The sequence below is a fragment of the Simplicispira sp. GW247-4R2A genome, from assembly GCF_059424465.1.
In genome coordinates this window covers 99,384-116,329 of sequence record NZ_JBWKZM010000012.1, presented here as the reverse complement: position 1 = coordinate 116,329, position 16,946 = coordinate 99,384, and the positions used below count along the sequence as shown (strand labels likewise).

Genomic DNA, 16,946 nt, shown 5'->3' with positions numbered 1-16,946 from the left:
CTCGATGGCCTGCCCCGCCACCCCCGCCAGCCACTCCGGCGCCACCCGCTCCGGCGCGAGTTCCGCCAGGGGCAGCAGCACGAAGGCGCGTTCGTGCAGGCGCGGGTGCGGCAAGGTGAGCCCGGCGCTCTCCAGGCGCACATCGCCGTAGAACAGGATGTCCAGGTCCAGCGTGCGCGGCGCGTTGCGGTAGGGGCGCTCGCGGCCCGCTGCCTGCTCCAGCGTTTGCAGGGCTTCCAGCAAGGCCTGGGGCGTGAGGAAGGTGCTGACTTCCGCGACGGCGTTCAAGTAGTCCGGCCCACCCGCATCCACCGGCGCACTGCGGTAGAGCGAGGACACGCGCAGCACGCGCGTACCGGGCAAAGCGCCAAGGCCTGTAAGGGCGCTGCGCAGTGCGGCGGCGCGCTCACCGAGATTGGCGCCAAGGCCAATCCAGGCGGTGGTTTGCACTGTCACGGCAAGCCGAAGTCATTCGTCGCCGTGGGGCGCCGCGTCGCTGTGCGATTGGCCCGCCGGCGCTTCCCCGCCACCACCCGTGGGCTTGCGGCGGCGGCGGCGGCGCTTCTTGGGCGCGCCGGTTTCGGCGCCTTCGGCGTGCTCGGCCAATTCTGGCAAGACATCGCCGCTGCCAGCCGGAGCGGCCGCCGCTTCGCGCGGCACGCGCCGCGCTGCGGGCGCTGCGGAACGGGTACGGGGCTTTTGCTCTTCCCGTGCCTGCTCCATGAGATCTTCACGGCGGAATTCGTCCGCGGTGCTGTACTCCTGCCACCAGCTGGCCAGGGCTTCGTCCACCTCGCCGATGTCGGCGCGCAGGCGCATGAAGTCGAAGCCGGCGCGAAAGCGCAACTGCGCCACCATGCTTTCGGGCACGCGGCCGGTGCGCTTTTCGAAGCGCGGCTGCATGACCCAGATTTCGCGCATGTCGGCGGCGAGCTTGCCGCGGCCGGAGACATCGCCGATGCGGCGCTCGAACACGCCATCAATAGCATCCTGCAAGGCCGGTAGCGCGTGTTCGCCCTTGGCCAGGTGCCGCTCCCAGCCCGATTTGACGTCCTGCCACAGCACGCAGGCCAGCAGAAAGCTGGGCGCCACGGGTTTGCCTTCCTTGACGCGGCGGTCGGTGTCGGTCAGAGCCGCCAGGACGAAGGGCGTATCGGCGCGCTCGACCACCACGTCCAGCAGCGGGTAGATGCCCTTGGCCAGGCCCAGCTTCTTGAGCTGCTCGATGGTGGCGATGGCATGCCCCGTCTGCAGGAGCTTGAGCATTTCATCGAACATGCGGCTTTGCGGCACGTCGGCAAGCAGTTGCTGCGATTGCACCAACGGCGCAGCGGTCTTGGGTTCGAGCGTGAAGCCCAAGGCGGCCAGCTTGGCCACAAAGCGCACGGCACGGATGATGCGTACCGGGTCTTCGCGGTAGCGCGTGGCCGGGTCGCCGATCATGCGCAGCGTTTTCTTCTTGGCGTCCTCGATGCCGTGGTGGTAGTCGACCACGATCTGGCTTTCGGGGTCGTAGTACATCGCGTTCAGGGTGAAGTCGCGCCGTGTGGCGTCTTCGTCCTGCGGGCCCCAGACGTTGTCGCGCAGCACGCGGCCCGTCGAATCCACCGCGTGCTGCATGCCCGCCAGGGCGGCGCGCGAGGTTTTCTCATTGCCGGCGACCTGCTCGGCCGCCGCGTTGTCGAGGTAGGCGCGGAAGGTGGAGACCTCAATCACCTCGTTCTCGCGCCCGCGCCCGTGCACCACATGCACGATGCGAAAGCGGCGTCCGATGATGAAGGCGCGGCGGAACAGGCCTTTGACCTGTTCGGGCGTGGCGTTGGTGGCGACGTCGAAATCCTTGGGTTTGAGACCCAACAACATATCGCGCACCGCGCCGCCGACGATGTAGGCCTCGAAACCGGCCTGCTGCAGCGTGCGCACCACGTCGATGGCGCGGCGGTCCACGCGCGCCGGGTCGATGCCGTGCACCGAGGCGGGCACCTCGACGCGCTTGCCGTAGGGGTGTGCCGGGCGCTTGCGCGCGCCGGAGCCGGCCTTGGAGAGCAGCTTGTCGATGAAATTCTTGATCATGGTTTTAGGGGACTTTTCAGCCCTGGGGAAACAGGTCCAGGATGCGCCAGCCGCGCTGCGCCGCAAGGGCGCGCAGGCGCGCGTCGGGGTTGGTGGCGATGGGTACGTTCACGCGCTCGAGCAGCGGCAGGTCGTTGGTGGAATCGCTGTAGAAGGTGCTGTGCACCGCGTCCCACGAAAGGTCCCGCGCCGCCAGCCATTGTTCCATGCGCCGCACCTTGCCCTCTCGCATCGAGGGAACGCCGCGAATCTCGCCGGTGAACCAGCCACCCGCATCGCGTTCGAGCTCTACGGCCAGCAGGTGCGGCACGCCGAGCAACTGGGCAATCGGGCGGGTGACGAATTCATTGGTCGCGGTAATGATGATGGGCGTGTCGCCGGCGTCCCGGTGGGCACGAATCAGGTCGAGCGCTGCCGGGCGAATCGCCGGCTGCACCACTTCGCGCAGGAACTGCGCATGCGCCTCGGCGGCCGCCTCGGCCCCGCGCAGGCGCAGCGCTTCGGTGGCAAAGCGCACGTAATCGTGCACGTCGAGCGTGCCGGCCTGGTAGTGGGCGTAAAACTCGGCGTTGCGGCGGCCAAACTCTGCCGGGTCGGTCCAGCCGATGCGCTGGGTGAATTCGCCCCACTCGTAATCCGAGTCGATGGGCAGCAGCGTGTGGTCGAGGTCGAACAGGGCCAACCGGGGTTTCTCGGATGCAATGGCAGACACGGGTGCAGTCATTTATTCAGAATCCAGCATGTCCTTGAGCAGCGGCACCGTGATGGCGCGCTGCTTGCGCAAGGCGTGGCGGTCAAGGCGGTCGAGCAGTTGCATCAGGCTGCCCAAGTCGCGCGAAAAGCGGCTGAGCATGAAATCCATGACCTCATCGCTCAGAAACAGCCCGCGCGCATCGGCATGCTGGCGCAGCACCGAGCGGCGCTCGGTCTCGCCAAGCCGTTGCAACTGAAACACATGGCCCCAGGCCAGGCGCGTGCGCAGGTCGTCGCGCAGCGGCAGGTCGGCAGGCGGCACGCTGCCTGCGGCCAGCACCCAGCGCGGCGCGCCGGTGGCGGGGCTCAGCGCGTTGACGAACCAATTGAATGCGGCCGCCTGCTGGCCGGTGCTGTAGAGCTGCACATCGTCGAGCAGCACGGCGTGCCAGCGCTCGTCAAAGGCGGGGGGGCGATCGGTCGCGGCATCGCACCAGCCGCACAGCACACCCTGCTCGCGCAGCGCCTCGCGCACCGCACGCAGCAAATGGGTCTTGCCGGTGCCGGCCTCGCCCCACAGGTAGGTGGGCACGGGCGAGCGCGCACTGCCGCCCTCGACGGCCATGCGCAGATGCTGCAAGGCTGCGGCATTCGGCCCGCCAAAAAAGCTGCCCAGCGTGGGCAGCGGCGCCAAACCAATGTCAAGCGCCAGTTGCTTCATGCAGAGCAGCCGCTGCACACGGCACGCCGCTGGCCGCGCCGGGACGGCGCCCAGGCGAGAACGGAAGGATGGAAGCGAGAGAGGCTGAATTTCACAAAAAAGGAGGTTGAAGCTCGCTGCGGCGTCTTGCGGCGGCGCATCTGCGCGCCTGCGTGGGCGCCAAGGGCCCAAGGTGACCGTGCATGCCGCAAAAACCTGCATTTTAGTGTGCCCGCGCACTGCGCAAGCCTGCAGTCTGGCCGATGGCGGGCGCGCACCTAAGCCCCGGAGTTGCCCGTCGCCTAAAATCCGCCCCATTGCGCGCCCCGCGCGCCCCTCTTTGCAGCCACCAGCCCTTTCCCATGAGTTCCTCCACCCCTTCCAACACCAGCTCGCCCATTTCCTACAAGGACGCGGGGGTGGACATCGTCGCCGGCGACGCGCTGGTGGACCGCATCAAGCCGCTGGCCAAGAAAACCATGCGGGACGGCGTGCTCGCCGGTATCGGTGGCTTCGGCGCCCTGTTCGAGGTGCCCAAGCGCTACCAGGAGCCGGTGCTGGTCTCGGGCACCGACGGCGTGGGAACCAAGCTCAAGCTGGCGTTTGAATGGAACATGCACGACACCGTGGGCATCGACCTGGTGGCCATGAGCGTCAACGACGTGCTGGTGCAAGGGGCCGAGCCCTTGTTCTTCCTCGACTACTTCGCCTGCGGCAAGCTCGATGTCGACACCGCGGCGGCTGTCGTGGGCGGCATTGCCCGCGGCTGCGAGCTCTCGGGCTGCGCGCTGATTGGCGGCGAGACCGCAGAAATGCCCGGCATGTACCCCGCCGGCGAGTACGACCTGGCCGGTTTTGCCGTCGGCGCGGTGGAAAAATCGAAAATCCTCACCGGCACCAGCGTGCAGGCCGGCGACGTGGTGCTGGGTCTGGCATCCAGCGGCGTGCATTCGAACGGCTTCAGCCTGGTGCGCAAGTGCATTGCGCGCGCTGAAAGCACAGGCAAAGTGCCCGCTACCCTCGACGGCAAGCCGTTTCGCGCCGCGCTGATGGAACCCACGCGCCTGTACGTCAAGCCGGTGCTGGCGGCACTCGCCGCGCACCCGGTCGCGGACGGCGGCAGCCGCGGCATCAAGGCGCTGGCGCACATCACCGGCGGCGGCTTGCTGGAGAACATTCCCCGCGTGCTGCCGGACGACCTGGCCGCGCACCTTAAGCCAGGCAGTTGGCCGCAAACCGAGCTGTTTGCCTGGCTGCAGGCCACGGCGGCCATTTCCGACGAGGAAATGAACCGCACCTTCAACAACGGCATCGGCATGGTGCTGGTCGTCGCACCGCAAGACGCTCAGGCCGTCACCAGCTTGCTGGCCAGCGCCGGCGAGGCGGTACACCGCCTGGGCCAGATTGCGCCGCGCGGCGACGGCGCGGCTGTCGTCGTGGCGTGAGCAAGACCCCGCCCGCTTCGCCGGCACCGCTGCGCCACCCGCTGCGTGTGCCTGGGCAGGTGCCGCTGCCACGCGGCGTGGCACTGGCCAGCTACCTGTTGGTGGCTGGCGGCTTGCTGCTCGTCATGCGGCACGGGCTGTTGCCAGGGCTGCTGTGCCTGTGCCTGGCGTTCATTGCCACGCGGGCGCTCACGCGCTGGCTGGTGCCGCTGTGGCCCGGCGCTGCCGCCTCGCCAGCACCGGCGCGCGGCGCCCAGATCGTGGCGGCCACGCTCGTCGTGCTGCTGCCCGTGGGGCTGCTGGCGTTTGCCGTGACGCATTCGCGCGGCTACGTGGTCGAAGCGCCGCTGCAGTACCGCGAATTGCTCGACTACATGGCGCGCACCGTGCTGGAGCTGCGCGTCAAGCTCCCGCCCGACGTGGCGGCCCACCTGCCCGACGGCGCCGACGCCATCCAGCGCACCATTGCCAGCTACCTGGCCGCCAAGGCCGGCGCGCTCGCCATGGCGGGGCGCGCCTGGCTGGGCGGCCTGCTCTATGCCTACGTGGGGCTGCTGATCGGCGCGCTTGCCGCCGTGCGCACCGTCGCCCCCAGAAGCGGCCCACTGGCGCTGGCACTGGCCAAGCGCTTGCGGGTGTTCGCCGAGGCGTTCCGCCAGATCGTCGCGGCGCAGATCTGGATTGCCGCCTTCAACACCACGCTCACCGCCATTTTTCTACTGTTCCTGATGCCGTTGTGGGGCGAGCGCCTGCCCTACACGCCGGCACTGATCACCCTGACCTTCGTGGCCGGGCTGGTGCCCATCGTCGGCAACCTGCTGTGCAACAGCGTCATCACCATCGTGGCCCTCTCCGTCTCGCCCCAGGCTGCCGCCGCCTGCCTGGCGTTTCTGGTGCTGATCCACAAGGCCGAATATGTGATCAACGCCCGTGTGGTCGGCCAACGCACGCAGATCGGCGTCTGGGAGCTGCTCACGGTGATGTTCGTTGCCGAAGCCGTCTTCGGCCCGGCAGGTCTGGTGGCGGCGCCGCTGTTTTATGCCTACCTGAAGAAAGAGCTGGCGGCGGCGGCTCTGGTGTAGCCGCCCCTTCGGACTGCGTAGAAAATAGTCTGAAATTGATCGGAAAATGTCCGGGTAGACAATAGCGCCCAGGGGCTAGCGCAGGCACCATAAGCGCTGCAATCTTCACCAGCCCAAGGAAATTGTCATGAAAACCTGTCTCATTGTGATCGACGTACAAGAGTCGTTTCGCCATCGTCCCTATTTCACGGACGCCGACATGCCGGCCTACTTGCAGGCACAGAACGCACTGATTGCGGGCGCTGGCGCGCTGGGCCTGCCCATCGTGCGCGTGCTGCACAGCGACGGCCCGCCGAGCGCCGACAACCCGTTCGCGCAAGTCTCCGGCCAGGTGCGCCCGCTCGATGGGCTGGCCGACTTCACCGCCGCCGCCAGCTTCACCAAGTCACGCCACAGCGCGCTGGTGGGCACGGGCCTGGACGTGTGGCTGACGCAGAACGGCATCGGCCGCCTGATCGTCAGCGGCATTCGCACCGAGCAGTGCTGCGAGACCACCACGCGCCACGCCAGCGATCTGGGCTGGCAGGTCGATTTCGTGCCCGACGCCACGCTCACCTGGGACATGGTTCAGCCCGATGGCCAGCCGCTCGCGGCCCGCGACATCAAGGCGCGCACGGCGACCGTGCTCACCGGGCGCTTTGCACGCATCTGCACGGTGGACGAAGCCCTCTCCCAAGCCCGTACGCACGCCCTGCCATGAAGCCCCCGGCCCCGGCGCCTGTTCACGTCTGGTTTGCCCTGCTGCCCGGCAGCCTGGCGCTGGACTGGGCCGGGCCGGCCGAGGCCCTGCGCTCGGCCAATGCGCAATTGGTGGCCGCCGGCCAGGCCGAGCGCTTCGTGCTGCACTTTGCCGCCCCCTCGCCAGTGGTGGCCAGTTCGGTCGGTGTGCAGCTCGCCGGGCTTGTGCCCTTGCCGGGCGAACTGCCGGCGCCCTCGTGGGTCATCGTCGTCGGGATGGCGGGCGGCGACATCGATGTCTCTGGCGACGACGCGCAGCAGCTGCTGCACTGGCTGCGCGGCCTGCGCTTGCGCCAGGGCCAGCTCGAACTGCTCACCGTCTGCGCCGGCGCCGTGCTGGCAGCCCACGCCGGGCTGCTCGCCGGGCGCCGCGCCACCACGCACCACCAGCACCTGGAGGAACTCGCCCGAACCGAGCCGCGCTGCGACGTGGTCGCCAACCGGGTGTTCGTGGCCGATGGCGCGCTCTACAGCAGCGCTGGCGTCAGTACGGGCATGGACCTGGTGCTGCACCGCATCGCCCAGATCTGCGGCCCGGCCGTCGCGGCGCAGGTCGCGCAAACGCTGGTGCTGGCACTGCGGCGCGGGCCGGACGACCCGCAGATTTCACCCTTCATGGCCAACCGCAACCATTTGCACGCCGGCGTGCACCGGGTGCAGGACGCGGTGTGCGCCGCGCCGCAGGCCACCTGGAGCGTGCCGGCGATGGCGGACGTCGCCCACACCTCGCCGCGCCACCTGACGCGCCTGTTCCTTGAACACGCCGAGATTGCCCCGCTGGCCTGGCTGCGCCGCATCCGGCTGGCACGGGCGGAGGCGCTTTTGCACGCCGGCCAGAACGTCACACAAGCCGCCGAAGGCGCCGGGTTTGCGTCAGACACCCAATTGCGCCGCGCCTGGCGCCAGTTCGGCCAACCGGGGTCGCCGGCACATCCGCCGGTCGGCTCGGCGGCATGATCCGGAGATTTCTATCGTTTTGATAGCTTGAAAGGCTTACGGGTATTGCGGTAGCGGCCAATTTACCCGCTATTGATCAACGAACTGACGCGCCATGAAGGCCCAGATCAGCGCCGTGGCATCCGGCCCGCTGGGGTCGCTGTAGGCGGCGCTCGCGGTGCCGCCGCTCCAGGCATGGCCGAGGCCCTCGATCTCGCGCAGCACCACTTGCACTTTGCCGCGTGCACGCCACTCGGTCACGCGCATGGCGCGCCGGGCACCGCGCTGCTGCACGCGCACGGGGCCTGGCTGCGCGCCCAATGCGTGTGCCCACCATGCCGCGGTGCGGCGCGCGCTCTGCAGCGCCACCACGCCGTCGGCGTCACCGTGCAAAAGCAGCAGCGGCGGCGGCGCGATGGCGGCAGATCCGGCATCGGCAGCGGCCAACCCCTGCGGCTCGCGCTCACCCCGCATCGCCGCCAACGCCGTGGCGGTGGACTCTGCGCTGCCCGGCGGCGCACCGGAATGCATCGCCACCGCACAAAAGCGCTGCGGCGCCAGCAGTGCCATCTGCCCCGCCATGCTGGCGCCCGCCGAGAGCCCGGCGACGCCAATGCGCGCCGGATGCACCGGATAGCGCTGCGCCACCTGGTCGATAGCGGCAAGCAGCGTCGCCGCCTCGGCGTCCGCCCGGCCATTGCGGCGTGCGAACCAGTTCCAGCAACCCTGGACGTTCGCCATCCGCTCCTGCTCGGGGTAGAGCACCAGAAAGCGCTCGCGCGCTGCGCGCTGGTTCATGCGCGTGCTGGCGGCAAAGCCGTGGGCCGTTTGCCCGCAGCCGTGCAGCATCACCAGCAGCGGAAGGCGCGTGCGGCTGGTACGGCTGACACCCGGCGGCACATAGAGCTGGTAACGCCGCGCGCCCGCCGGGCCGGGCGCGATGCCAGCCAGCCACTGGCCCAGCGCTGGTTTTGTGCTGATCGCGCGGACGGTTTTGCGCGCTGGCTGGCGCGCTCGAAGCGCCAGCGGCCCGGCAAGCGCCGACACGCGCTTGGGGCGACGCTTGGTTTTTGCCGCAGGCAGCGTTTGCAGGGCGCGCGCCATCGCGCGCAGGTTGCGCTGGTAGGCGCGCGTGAACGCTCCCAGCAAGGGCATCTTGGGGCGACGGGCCATCAATCTCCAGACAAAGCCATGGTGGCGGTGGGTGGGTGGACGGGGTCAGCCGGCCATCTCGGCGCGAGCAGGTGGCGAATGGGGCTACCGTATGGCGCGGCGCAGCGTCTGCAGCCGGTCGGCCAGAATTTCAGTGTTGTCGTCGCCGCGCACATGGTGCAGATAGGTTTCCAGGTCTGCCACCGCCAAGGCTGCATGGCCGCACTCAGCATGCGCCAGGCCCCGGTCGCGCACCTCGTCCCAGGCGGCGGGCAGCAGCAGCACCAGCCGCTCCTGCACCGCCAGCAGGCGCTGCCAGTCGCTGCCCGCGCGGTGCACTTCCTTCAGGTTGCGCAGCATGCGCGCGATGATCTCGCGCGGCTGCGCTGCCTGCAGGTACAAGCCCAGGGGGGGTTCGGCGCCGTCCGGCAGGCCGCCGGGCTGAAACGGCGCCAGGCGCTCCAGCAGCTCCTCGCGCGAGAGCGATTCGCCGGTGAACGGGTCGATCAGTACCTGCCCGCGCGGCAGCAGCGCCTTGACCATGAAGTGGCCGGGAAAGGCCACGCCGCGCACGTGCAGGCCCAGGCTCTGCGCCAACTCCAGCCAGAGCACGGCCAGGCTGATGGGAATGCCCCGGCGCGTACGCAGCACGCTGTTGAGGTAGCTGTTCTCGGCGTCGTAGTAGTCGTTGACGTTGCCAGCAAAGCGCAGGTCGACAAAGAACAACTGGTTCAGCGCACGCAGGCGCTCCAGGGCCGGTGCATCGCGCGCCACGGTGCGCGCCAGCCGCGCCGCCAGTTGATCGACTTCGTCCAGCAAGGCCTGGACGTCCAGCCCGGGGTACGCGTCCATGGCGAGGCTGGCGGCTGTCTCCAACAGGGGAAACTGCGCATCGCTTTGCACCAGCGAGGCGAAGTATTCCAACGGGGTGGGAAGTTCAAGGCTCAGGGGCATGCCGACATCCTAGCGGTTGGCCGCCAACGCTGCACGCAGGTCAGTGCCGCACAAGCGCGCCCACCCGCAGCCCGGCGAGCCACAGCACACCGAAGTACAGCAGCGCTGCCGCCGCCATACAGGCAGCGAGCAGCGCCGCGCGTACGCCGTGCGCATCGCCCATGGCAATCCAGGAAAAGTGCGTGCTGAACCACGACAGCAGCGCCCCAAGCAGCAGGCTGGCCGCAAGCACCTGCGCACCCAGAAGCCGCCAGCCAGGTTCCGGCCGAAAGCTGCCGCGCCGCAGCAGACCCAGCAGCAGCCACCCCGCATTGACCAGTGCACCCAGACCAATCGACAGCGCCAGGCCCGCGTGCGCCATGCGCGGCACCAGCACCACATTGAGCAACTGGGTAATGACCAGCACGGCGATGCCAATCTTCACCGGTGTGCGCACGTCCTGGCTGGCGTAGTAGCCGGGCGCCAGCACCTTGATCGCCACCAGCCCCAGCAGGCCGGCGCCGTAGCCTGAGAGCGCCACGGCAATCTGCACCACGTCGTCAGCTTTCAGTGCGCCGTGGTGGAACAAGGTGGCGACCAGCGGGGTGGCAAAGGTGAGCAGTGCCACGGCGCTGGGCACGGCCAGCAGCACGACGATGCGCAGGCCCCAGTCGAGCATGGACGAATAGCGCGCCGTATCGCCCGCAGCGCGCGCGGCGGTCAGCTGCGGCGTCAGCACCACGCCCAGCGCCACGCCCAGCAGCGCGGTGGGAAACTCCATCAAGCGGTCGGCATAGAACAGCCAGGTGACACTGCCCGGCGCCAGGTAGGAGGCAATCTGCGTATTGATCAGCAGCGAAAGCTGTGCCACGCCGACACCCAGGAGAATGGGGGCCATCAATTGCAGCACCCGGCGCACGCCCGGGTCGCGCGCCGCGTCGCGCAGCTGCGCCCAGTGCATGCCAATGCGCGGCAGCAGATCGAGCCGCAGCAACGCCGGTATTTGCACGCCCAACTGCAGCACCCCGCCCAGCACCACACCACCGGCCATCGCATAGATGGGCTCGATGCCCCAGCGGCGAAACAATGGCGCGCCGAACCAGGCGGCGCCGATCATGGCGATATTGAGCAGCACCGGCGAGACGGCCGGCACGGCAAAGTGCTTCCAGGTGTTCAGAATGCCGGCCGACAGCGCCACCAGCGACATGAAGCCGATGTAGGGAAACATCCAGCGCGTCATGACCACCGCAGCGGCGTACCCCTCGGGGCTCTGGCGCAGGCCGCTGGCCAGCGCCCACACCAGCAGCGGCGCCCCGAACACACCGAGCATGCAGGTGACCAACAGTGCCCAGAACAGCACCGTGGCGACGCTGGCGATCAGCACACGGGTGGTCGCATCGCCCTGCTGCGCGCGCGTCGTCGCCAGCACCGGCACAAACGCCTGGCTGAAAGCGCCTTCGGCAAACAATCGCCGGAACAGGTTGGGGATGCGAAAGGCGACGTTGAAGGCGTCGGTCAGCGCATTGGCGCCGAAAATGGACGCCATGAGCAGGTCACGCACCAAGCCCGTGACGCGGGACGCCAGGGTGAGCAACGAAACGGTGGAGGCGGATTTGAGCAGAGACACAGGCTGCGAAGTGTATGCGCTGGCTCTGGCTGGAGCGTGGAAACAGCTGGTAAAACGCCCGCAGGCTATAATGGCAGGCTTCGCTGGCAACATCCTCAGACCCTAGGAATATTTACCATGGCATCCACCAAGCCCAAGAAAAAGAACCCGCGCCTCGCGTCGGGCCGCAAACGCGTCCGTCAAGGCACCAAACTCAACGCAGCCAACACCTCGCTGCGCTCCAAATACCGCACGGCGGTCAAGAACGTTGAAAAAGCCGTTCTCGCCGGTGACAAGGTCAAGGCCACCGAACTCTTTGGCAAGATGCAGGCTGTGGTCGACACCATTGCCGACAAGGGCATCTTCCACAAGAACAAGGCCGCTCGCGACAAGAGCCGCCTGTCCACCAAGGTGAAAGCCTTGGCACTCGCCGCCTGACCCTCTTCAGGCAAACAGCCCGGGTGGCCCAGCCGCCCGCCGTTTGACACGGGTGCGCTGCCAGCAAAGCAAAAAAGCCGTCGCAAGACGGCTTTTTTGTTGGGTGAAACCCAAGCGCGCGACGCGCGCCTTTGCTGGCACCCTGCTGCTTTGGGGACAGACCTGACGCGGCGAGAGCCGTGGCAGCTCTGCCCTCGACACTTCAATGGATGTTTGCGTGCAGCGCGCCTTTGTTGGCACCCCGCTGCTTTGGGGGCAGGCCTGGCACAAGCCGTGGCAGCTCTGCCCTCTGCCTCTCAAGGGATGCTCAGCGCTTCTTCTCGACCGGCATATCCGGCAGCAAACACGCCTCTGCCACCTGCAACTCGTTGTCGCGCGCGAAGTGCATGACGAAATCCCAGGCCATGGGCTCGTAATCGCGCAGCTTCTCGTTCACCACCACGCATTTGATGCCATTGATGACCTTGGGAATACACCAGGGTGAATAGCTCAAGTGGCTTCCAGGCTGTACGCCACCTGGCCGAAAACTGCTCATCACGCCAGCCAGGCGCTCGGCCCAATCGCTCGGACGGAAAGTCTTGCCAGCAGACGTGATGCCCTGGATGAAAACTTCTTTGGAGGACGGTATGGCCATCGGCAGGAGAGTGGTTCAATCGGCAGCAAAATACTTGCTGCGCCGCAGCAGGAATTCTAACTCTTATATAAGAGCTGGCCTACCTTTTTCAGGCACGCGCTGGCCATCAGCCCAAAACAGGACATTACTGTGATGCGCAATCGTCAACAGGTCAGCGCCGCATCCGCCCTAGAATCGCCTCTCGATTTTGCGCGCCACCCTGGCGCCATGCCTGCCCTGGAGAACCCCGCATGACTGCATTGATTGAGGCTGCCTCGCCCCACGTGATGAACACCTATGGCCGCGTGCCGATCGCGCTGGAGCGCGGCCAGGGTTGCCGCGTGTGGGACGTGAACGGCAAGGAATACCTCGACGCCTTGGCCGGCATTGCCGTCAACACGCTGGGCCACAACCATCCGCAACTCGTGCCGGCGCTGTGCGACCAGATCGGCAAGCTGATCCACACCTCCAACTACTACCACATCCCTGGCCAGGAGCAGCTGGCCGCCAAGCTGGTGCAGCTCTCGGGCATGAGCAAGGTGTTTTTCTGCAATTCAGGGCTGGAGGCCAACGAGGCCGCGCTCAAGATTGCCCGCAAGTACGGGGTAGACCGAGGCATCGCCAAGCCGCAGATCGTCGTGTACGAAAAGGCCTTTCATGGCCGCTCGATTGCCACCATGTCGGCCACCGGCAACCCGAAGATCCACAGCGGCTTCGGCCCACTGGTCGAGGGCTTCATCCGCGTGCCAATCAACGATATCGCCGCCATCAAGGCCGCGACCGAAGGCAACCCGAATGTCGTCGCCGTGTTCTTCGAGACGATTCAGGGCGAAGGCGGCGTACACCCCATGCGCGTGGAATATCTGCAGCAGTTGCGCCAGCTGTGCGATGAGCGCGAGTGGCTCATGATGATCGACGAAGTGCAGTGCGGCATGGGCCGCACCGGCAAGTGGTTTGCCCACCAATGGGCCGGTATCGTGCCCGACGTGATGCCGCTGGCTAAAGGCCTGGGCTCGGGCGTGCCCATCGGCGCCGTCGTCGCCGGCCCGAAGGCGGCCGACGTGCTGCAACCGGGCAACCATGGCACCACCTTTGGCGGCAACCCGCTGGCCATGCGCGCGGGCAACGAGACCATTCGCATCATGGAAGAAGACGGCCTGTTGGCCAACGCAGCCGGTGTGGGGGCCCACTTGATGGCAGCGCTGCAGCGCGAGCTGGGGAACTTGCCGGGTGTGCAGGAGATTCGCGGCCAGGGCCTGATGATCGGCGTCGAGCTGGCCAAGCCCTGTGGCGCATTGGTAGCGCGTGCCGCCGAGGCCGGGCTGCTGATCAGCGTGACGGCGGAGAAGGTGATCCGCATCGTGCCAGCGCTTATCCTCACCCCCGACGAAGCCGACGAAATCGCCACACGGCTTGCCCCGCTGGTGCAAGCCCTGCTGGCCGAATGAAGCGCACTGCGCCTGATGCCATGAAACACTATCTCCAATTCAACGACCTGGACGCCAACGAGTACGCGTACCTCTTCGAGCGCGCCGCGCTGATCAAGAAGAAATTCAAGTCCTACGAAAAACACCACCCGCTGGTGGACCGCACGCTGGCCATGATTTTCGAAAAGGCCAGCACGCGCACCCGTGTGAGCTTCGAAGCCGGCATGTACCAGATGGGTGGCAGCGTCGTGCACCTGACCACCGGCGACAGCCAGCTCGGCCGCGCCGAGCCCATTGAGGACAGTGCCAAGGTCATCAGCCGCATGGTCGACCTGGTGATGATCCGCACCTTTGAGCAGACCAAGATCGAGCGCTTTGCCGAACATTCGCGTGTACCCGTCATCAACGGCCTGACCAACGAGTTTCACCCCTGCCAGATCCTGGCCGACATCTTCACCTTTCTTGAGCACCGCGGCACGAATTCGGAAGGCAAGCCCGACCTGGCTTGCCTGGCCGGCAAGACGGTGGCCTGGGTAGGCGACGGGAACAACATGGCCAACACCTGGCTGCAGGCCGCCGAGCTGCTGAACTTCAAGGTCCATGTCAGCACTCCTCGTGGCTATGAAGTCGATGAGAAATTGGCCGTTGGCGCAGGTGGAGCAAGCGCTGATAGCTATCAATTTTTTAGCAACCCATTGGATGCTTGCCGGGGCGTCGACTTGGTCACCACCGATGTCTGGACCAGCATGGGCTACGAGGCCGAGAACGAAACCCGCAGAAAAGCCTTTGCCGACTGGTGCGTGGACGAAGACATGATGGCCGCCGCCCGCCCCGACGCCCTGTTCATGCACTGCCTGCCCGCCCACCGCGGCGAGGAAGTCACCGCCGAAGTCATAGACGGCCCCCAATCCGTCGTCTGGGACGAGGCAGAAAACAGGATGCACGTGCAGAAGGCACTCATGGAGTACCTTCTGCTCGGTCGGATTGCATGAAATGCAAGCCGATGGCGCGCCAGCGCCAGCAGCCTGTTTCGGCGCAGGCTCCTATCCGCGCAGCGGATGTGAAGCAGCCGCAGGCTGCGCGAAGCCAAAATCGAATGCACGTGCAGAAGGCACTCATGGAGTACCTTCTGCTCGGGCGGGTTGCGTGATCCACCCAAATCCAGCCCGGCTCACGATGGACCTGATGGAGCGCTATCTACCGCAGCACCAGTTCGCTGAGCACCACCAGTTGCGCATGCCTGTAACACCCGCGCGGGCGCTGGAAGTCGCCGGTCACCCCGAAGTATTGGACGACCCGCTGGCGCGCCAGATGACCGTTCTGCGTGAAGTGCCCTCGCGCGTAGCAGGAACCCTGGGCTTTTCGTCAGGTCTGCGGGGGCGCCCCGCGTTTGGCGCGGCGAACTTCACCCTGCTGGGGCGTTCTGACGCTGAGCTTGCTTTCGGTCTGGCCGGGCGATTCTGGCAGGCCGACTATGGCCTGCTGGATGTTCCAGACGCACCGGCCTTCGCCGCAATACAGCAGGCGGGGGTGGCCAAGCTAGTCATGAATTTCGTGGCCGAACCGCACAGCCAAGGCACTTTGCTGCATACGCACACGCGCGTGTGGTGCACCGACGAGGCCGCACGTCGCCGCTTTCTTCCTTACTGGTTGCTGATACGCCCCGTGAGTGGGTTGATCCGCAAGCGCCTGCTGCGGCGCATCCTCGCTGCGGCACTGCCGGGCTGACGCCGTGTCACCCTGCCTCTCTTGCGGTGCCTGCTGCGCTGGCTTTCGGGTGGACTTCGCCGTGCAGGAGCGCAGCGACCAGGGCGGGTGCGTGCCCGAAGGGCTGACAGTGGAGGTCACCAGCACCATCAGCCGCATGCGTGGCACCGACCACGCGCTGCCCCGCTGTGCCGCGCTGACAGGCGTGGTGGGAAAGCAGGTAGCCTGCGGCATTTACGAATGGCGGCCGTCGCCCTGCCGGGAATTTGCCGCCGGCTCCGAGGCCTGCGAGCGCGCGCGGCTGCGGCGCGGCCTGGCGCCTTATCCCTGGTGACCCATACGGGCGCCTGTGCCCGCGCCAGCTCAGTCGAGCGTCAGAATGGTGCAACCTGTGGTCTTGCGCGCTTCCAGGTCGCGATGCGCCTGCTGTACTTCGCGCAGCGGGTAGCGCTGGTCGATGTGGATCTTGACCTGGCCACTTTCCACCACGGCAAACAGATCGTCGGCCATGGCCTGCGTGGCTTCGCGCGTGGCCATGTGCACAAACAGCGTCTGGCGCGTGACATACAGGCCGCCACGCGCGCCCAATGACGCGGGCGCGAACGGCGGCACCGGGCCGGAGGCATTGCCAAAGCTTGCCATCAGGCCAAAGGGGCGCAGGCAGTCGAGCGACTTGTCCCAGGTGTCCTTGCCCACCGAGTCGTACACCACCTTGACGCCCTTGCCGCCAGTGATCTCTTTGACGCGTGCGGCGAAGTCCTCGGTGCGGTAGTTGATGGCGTGCGCCGCGCCATTGGCAAGCGCCAGCTGGCACTTGGCATCAGACCCGGCCGTGGCAATCAGCTCCAGACCGAGCGCACGGGCCCACTGGCAGGCAATCAGGCCAACACCCCCCGCAGCGGCGTGGAACAGCACGGCGTCTCCACGGTGCAGGCCTTCTACCGGCAAGGTTTTCTTGAGCAGGTACTGCGCCGTCATGCCCTTGAGCATCATCGCGGCACCGGTCTCGAAGCTGATCGCGTCGGGCAGGCGGCAGACGCAGCGCGCCGGCATCACGCGCTCGGTGCTGTAGCTGCCGGGCGGGTTGCTGGCATAGGCAGCGCGGTCGCCCACGCGCAGGTGCGTCACGCCCTCGCCCACCGCCTCAATGACGCCTGAGGCTTCCATGCCCAGCGTGAGTGGCATGGCGTTGGGGTACAGGCCGGTGCGCTGGTAGACGTCGATGAAGTTCAGGCCAATGGCGCGGTGGCTGATGCGCACTTCGCCCGGCCCAGGGTCGCCCACCTGGATGTCGACCAACTGCATTTCTTCCGGGCCGCCGTTCTGGCGAATCTGTATGGCAAGGCTCATGGTGTCTCCTGAAGGGGGCTCAAAACCTTGAATCGTGCCATGTTTGCACGCGC

At 67.0% G+C, this 16,946-nt stretch carries 18 protein-coding genes; 9 read left to right on the top strand and 9 right to left on the bottom strand.

Annotated features, from left to right (window positions below):
* The 4 genes from folK to hda all read right to left on the bottom strand — a co-directional run.
* Positions 1–456, bottom strand: a 456-nt coding sequence (gene folK, locus AC07ZH_RS10270; protein WP_495199636.1) for a 2-amino-4-hydroxy-6-hydroxymethyldihydropteridine diphosphokinase, incomplete at its 3' end; no start/stop codon positions are given.
* A gap of 12 nt (positions 457–468) precedes the next feature.
* Positions 469–2,073: a polynucleotide adenylyltransferase PcnB gene (gene pcnB / locus AC07ZH_RS10265; RefSeq protein ID WP_495199635.1), complete on the bottom strand. Its 1,605-nt coding sequence runs from the start codon at positions 2,071–2,073 to the stop codon at positions 469–471.
* 16 nt (positions 2,074–2,089) lie between these two features.
* Positions 2,090–2,797 carry an HAD family hydrolase gene (locus tag AC07ZH_RS10260; protein WP_119108197.1) on the bottom strand — a complete coding sequence of 236 codons (708 nt, stop codon included), beginning with the start codon at positions 2,795–2,797 and terminating at the stop codon, positions 2,090–2,092.
* The gene (gene hda / locus AC07ZH_RS10255; protein WP_495199634.1) at positions 2,798–3,487 is read right to left on the bottom strand and encodes a DnaA regulatory inactivator Hda; all 690 of its coding nucleotides are present in this window, start codon (positions 3,485–3,487) and stop codon (positions 2,798–2,800) included. It abuts the gene before it with no gap.
* Positions 3,488–3,828: 341 nt separating this feature from the next.
* Here hda and purM point away from each other — a divergent pair, with 341 nt between their 5' ends.
* The 4 genes from purM to AC07ZH_RS10235 all read left to right on the top strand — a co-directional run bounded on the left by purM (position 3,829) and on the right by AC07ZH_RS10235 (position 7,688).
* Positions 3,829–4,911, top strand: coding sequence for a phosphoribosylformylglycinamidine cyclo-ligase (purM, locus tag AC07ZH_RS10250; RefSeq protein WP_495199633.1), 1,083 nt, complete (start codon positions 3,829–3,831; stop codon positions 4,909–4,911).
* A complete protein-coding gene (locus tag AC07ZH_RS10245; protein WP_495199632.1) occupies positions 4,908–5,993 on the top strand; it encodes an AI-2E family transporter in 1,086 nt (361 codons plus the stop codon). Before purM ends, AC07ZH_RS10245 begins: the two co-directional genes overlap by 4 nt.
* A gap of 127 nt (positions 5,994–6,120) precedes the next feature.
* A complete protein-coding gene (locus AC07ZH_RS10240) occupies positions 6,121–6,693 on the top strand; it encodes a cysteine hydrolase family protein (protein WP_495199631.1) in 573 nt (190 codons plus the stop codon).
* Positions 6,690–7,688: a GlxA family transcriptional regulator gene (locus AC07ZH_RS10235; protein WP_495199630.1), complete on the top strand. Its 999-nt coding sequence runs from the start codon at positions 6,690–6,692 to the stop codon at positions 7,686–7,688. The genes AC07ZH_RS10240 and AC07ZH_RS10235 overlap by 4 nt, the downstream gene beginning before the upstream one ends.
* Before the next feature lie 69 nt (positions 7,689–7,757).
* Here AC07ZH_RS10235 and AC07ZH_RS10230 read toward each other — a convergent pair whose 3' ends face one another.
* The 3 genes from AC07ZH_RS10230 to murJ form a co-directional block, all read right to left on the bottom strand.
* Complete coding sequence (locus AC07ZH_RS10230; RefSeq protein WP_495199629.1) at positions 7,758–8,840, bottom strand: extracellular catalytic domain type 1 short-chain-length polyhydroxyalkanoate depolymerase; 1,083 nt, start codon at positions 8,838–8,840, stop codon at positions 7,758–7,760.
* Between the two features lie 84 nt (positions 8,841–8,924).
* The gene (locus AC07ZH_RS10225) at positions 8,925–9,773 is read right to left on the bottom strand and encodes a SirB1 family protein (protein ID WP_119108203.1); all 849 of its coding nucleotides are present in this window, start codon (positions 9,771–9,773) and stop codon (positions 8,925–8,927) included.
* Positions 9,774–9,813: 40 nt separating this feature from the next.
* Positions 9,814–11,379: a murein biosynthesis integral membrane protein MurJ gene (murJ, locus tag AC07ZH_RS10220; protein ID WP_495199628.1), complete on the bottom strand. Its 1,566-nt coding sequence runs from the start codon at positions 11,377–11,379 to the stop codon at positions 9,814–9,816.
* A 117-nt stretch (positions 11,380–11,496) separates the two neighbouring features.
* Between murJ and rpsT the strand changes: the two genes are divergently transcribed.
* On the top strand, positions 11,497–11,796 hold the full coding sequence (gene rpsT, locus AC07ZH_RS10215; RefSeq protein WP_119108205.1) for a 30S ribosomal protein S20: 300 nt from the start codon (positions 11,497–11,499) through the stop codon (positions 11,794–11,796).
* Positions 11,797–12,103: 307 nt separating this feature from the next.
* Here the strand turns inward: rpsT and AC07ZH_RS10210 are convergent, their stop codons facing one another.
* The gene (locus tag AC07ZH_RS10210; RefSeq protein WP_119108206.1) at positions 12,104–12,430 is read right to left on the bottom strand and encodes a DUF3579 domain-containing protein; all 327 of its coding nucleotides are present in this window, start codon (positions 12,428–12,430) and stop codon (positions 12,104–12,106) included.
* A 230-nt stretch (positions 12,431–12,660) separates the two neighbouring features.
* On the opposite strand from AC07ZH_RS10210, the gene AC07ZH_RS10205 reads away from it, so the two are divergent.
* From AC07ZH_RS10205 to AC07ZH_RS10190, 4 genes are all read left to right on the top strand, one after another.
* Entirely contained in the window at positions 12,661–13,857 is a 1,197-nt protein-coding gene (locus AC07ZH_RS10205) for an aspartate aminotransferase family protein (protein ID WP_495199627.1), read from the top strand.
* 20 nt (positions 13,858–13,877) lie between these two features.
* Positions 13,878–14,828 (top strand): ornithine carbamoyltransferase, encoded by a 951-nt coding sequence (gene argF / locus AC07ZH_RS10200; RefSeq protein WP_495199626.1) that lies wholly within the window; start codon positions 13,878–13,880, stop codon positions 14,826–14,828.
* Between the two features lie 184 nt (positions 14,829–15,012).
* Positions 15,013–15,564 carry a hypothetical protein gene (locus tag AC07ZH_RS10195; protein ID WP_495199642.1) on the top strand — a complete coding sequence of 184 codons (552 nt, stop codon included), beginning with the start codon at positions 15,013–15,015 and terminating at the stop codon, positions 15,562–15,564.
* 4 nt (positions 15,565–15,568) lie between these two features.
* Positions 15,569–15,877, top strand: coding sequence for a YkgJ family cysteine cluster protein (locus AC07ZH_RS10190; RefSeq protein ID WP_495199625.1), 309 nt, complete (start codon positions 15,569–15,571; stop codon positions 15,875–15,877).
* A gap of 29 nt (positions 15,878–15,906) precedes the next feature.
* On the opposite strand, the gene AC07ZH_RS10185 is transcribed toward AC07ZH_RS10190, so the two are convergent.
* Positions 15,907–16,893 (bottom strand): quinone oxidoreductase family protein, encoded by a 987-nt coding sequence (locus AC07ZH_RS10185; RefSeq protein WP_495199624.1) that lies wholly within the window; start codon positions 16,891–16,893, stop codon positions 15,907–15,909.
* Between the last annotated feature and the right edge of the window lie 53 nt (positions 16,894–16,946).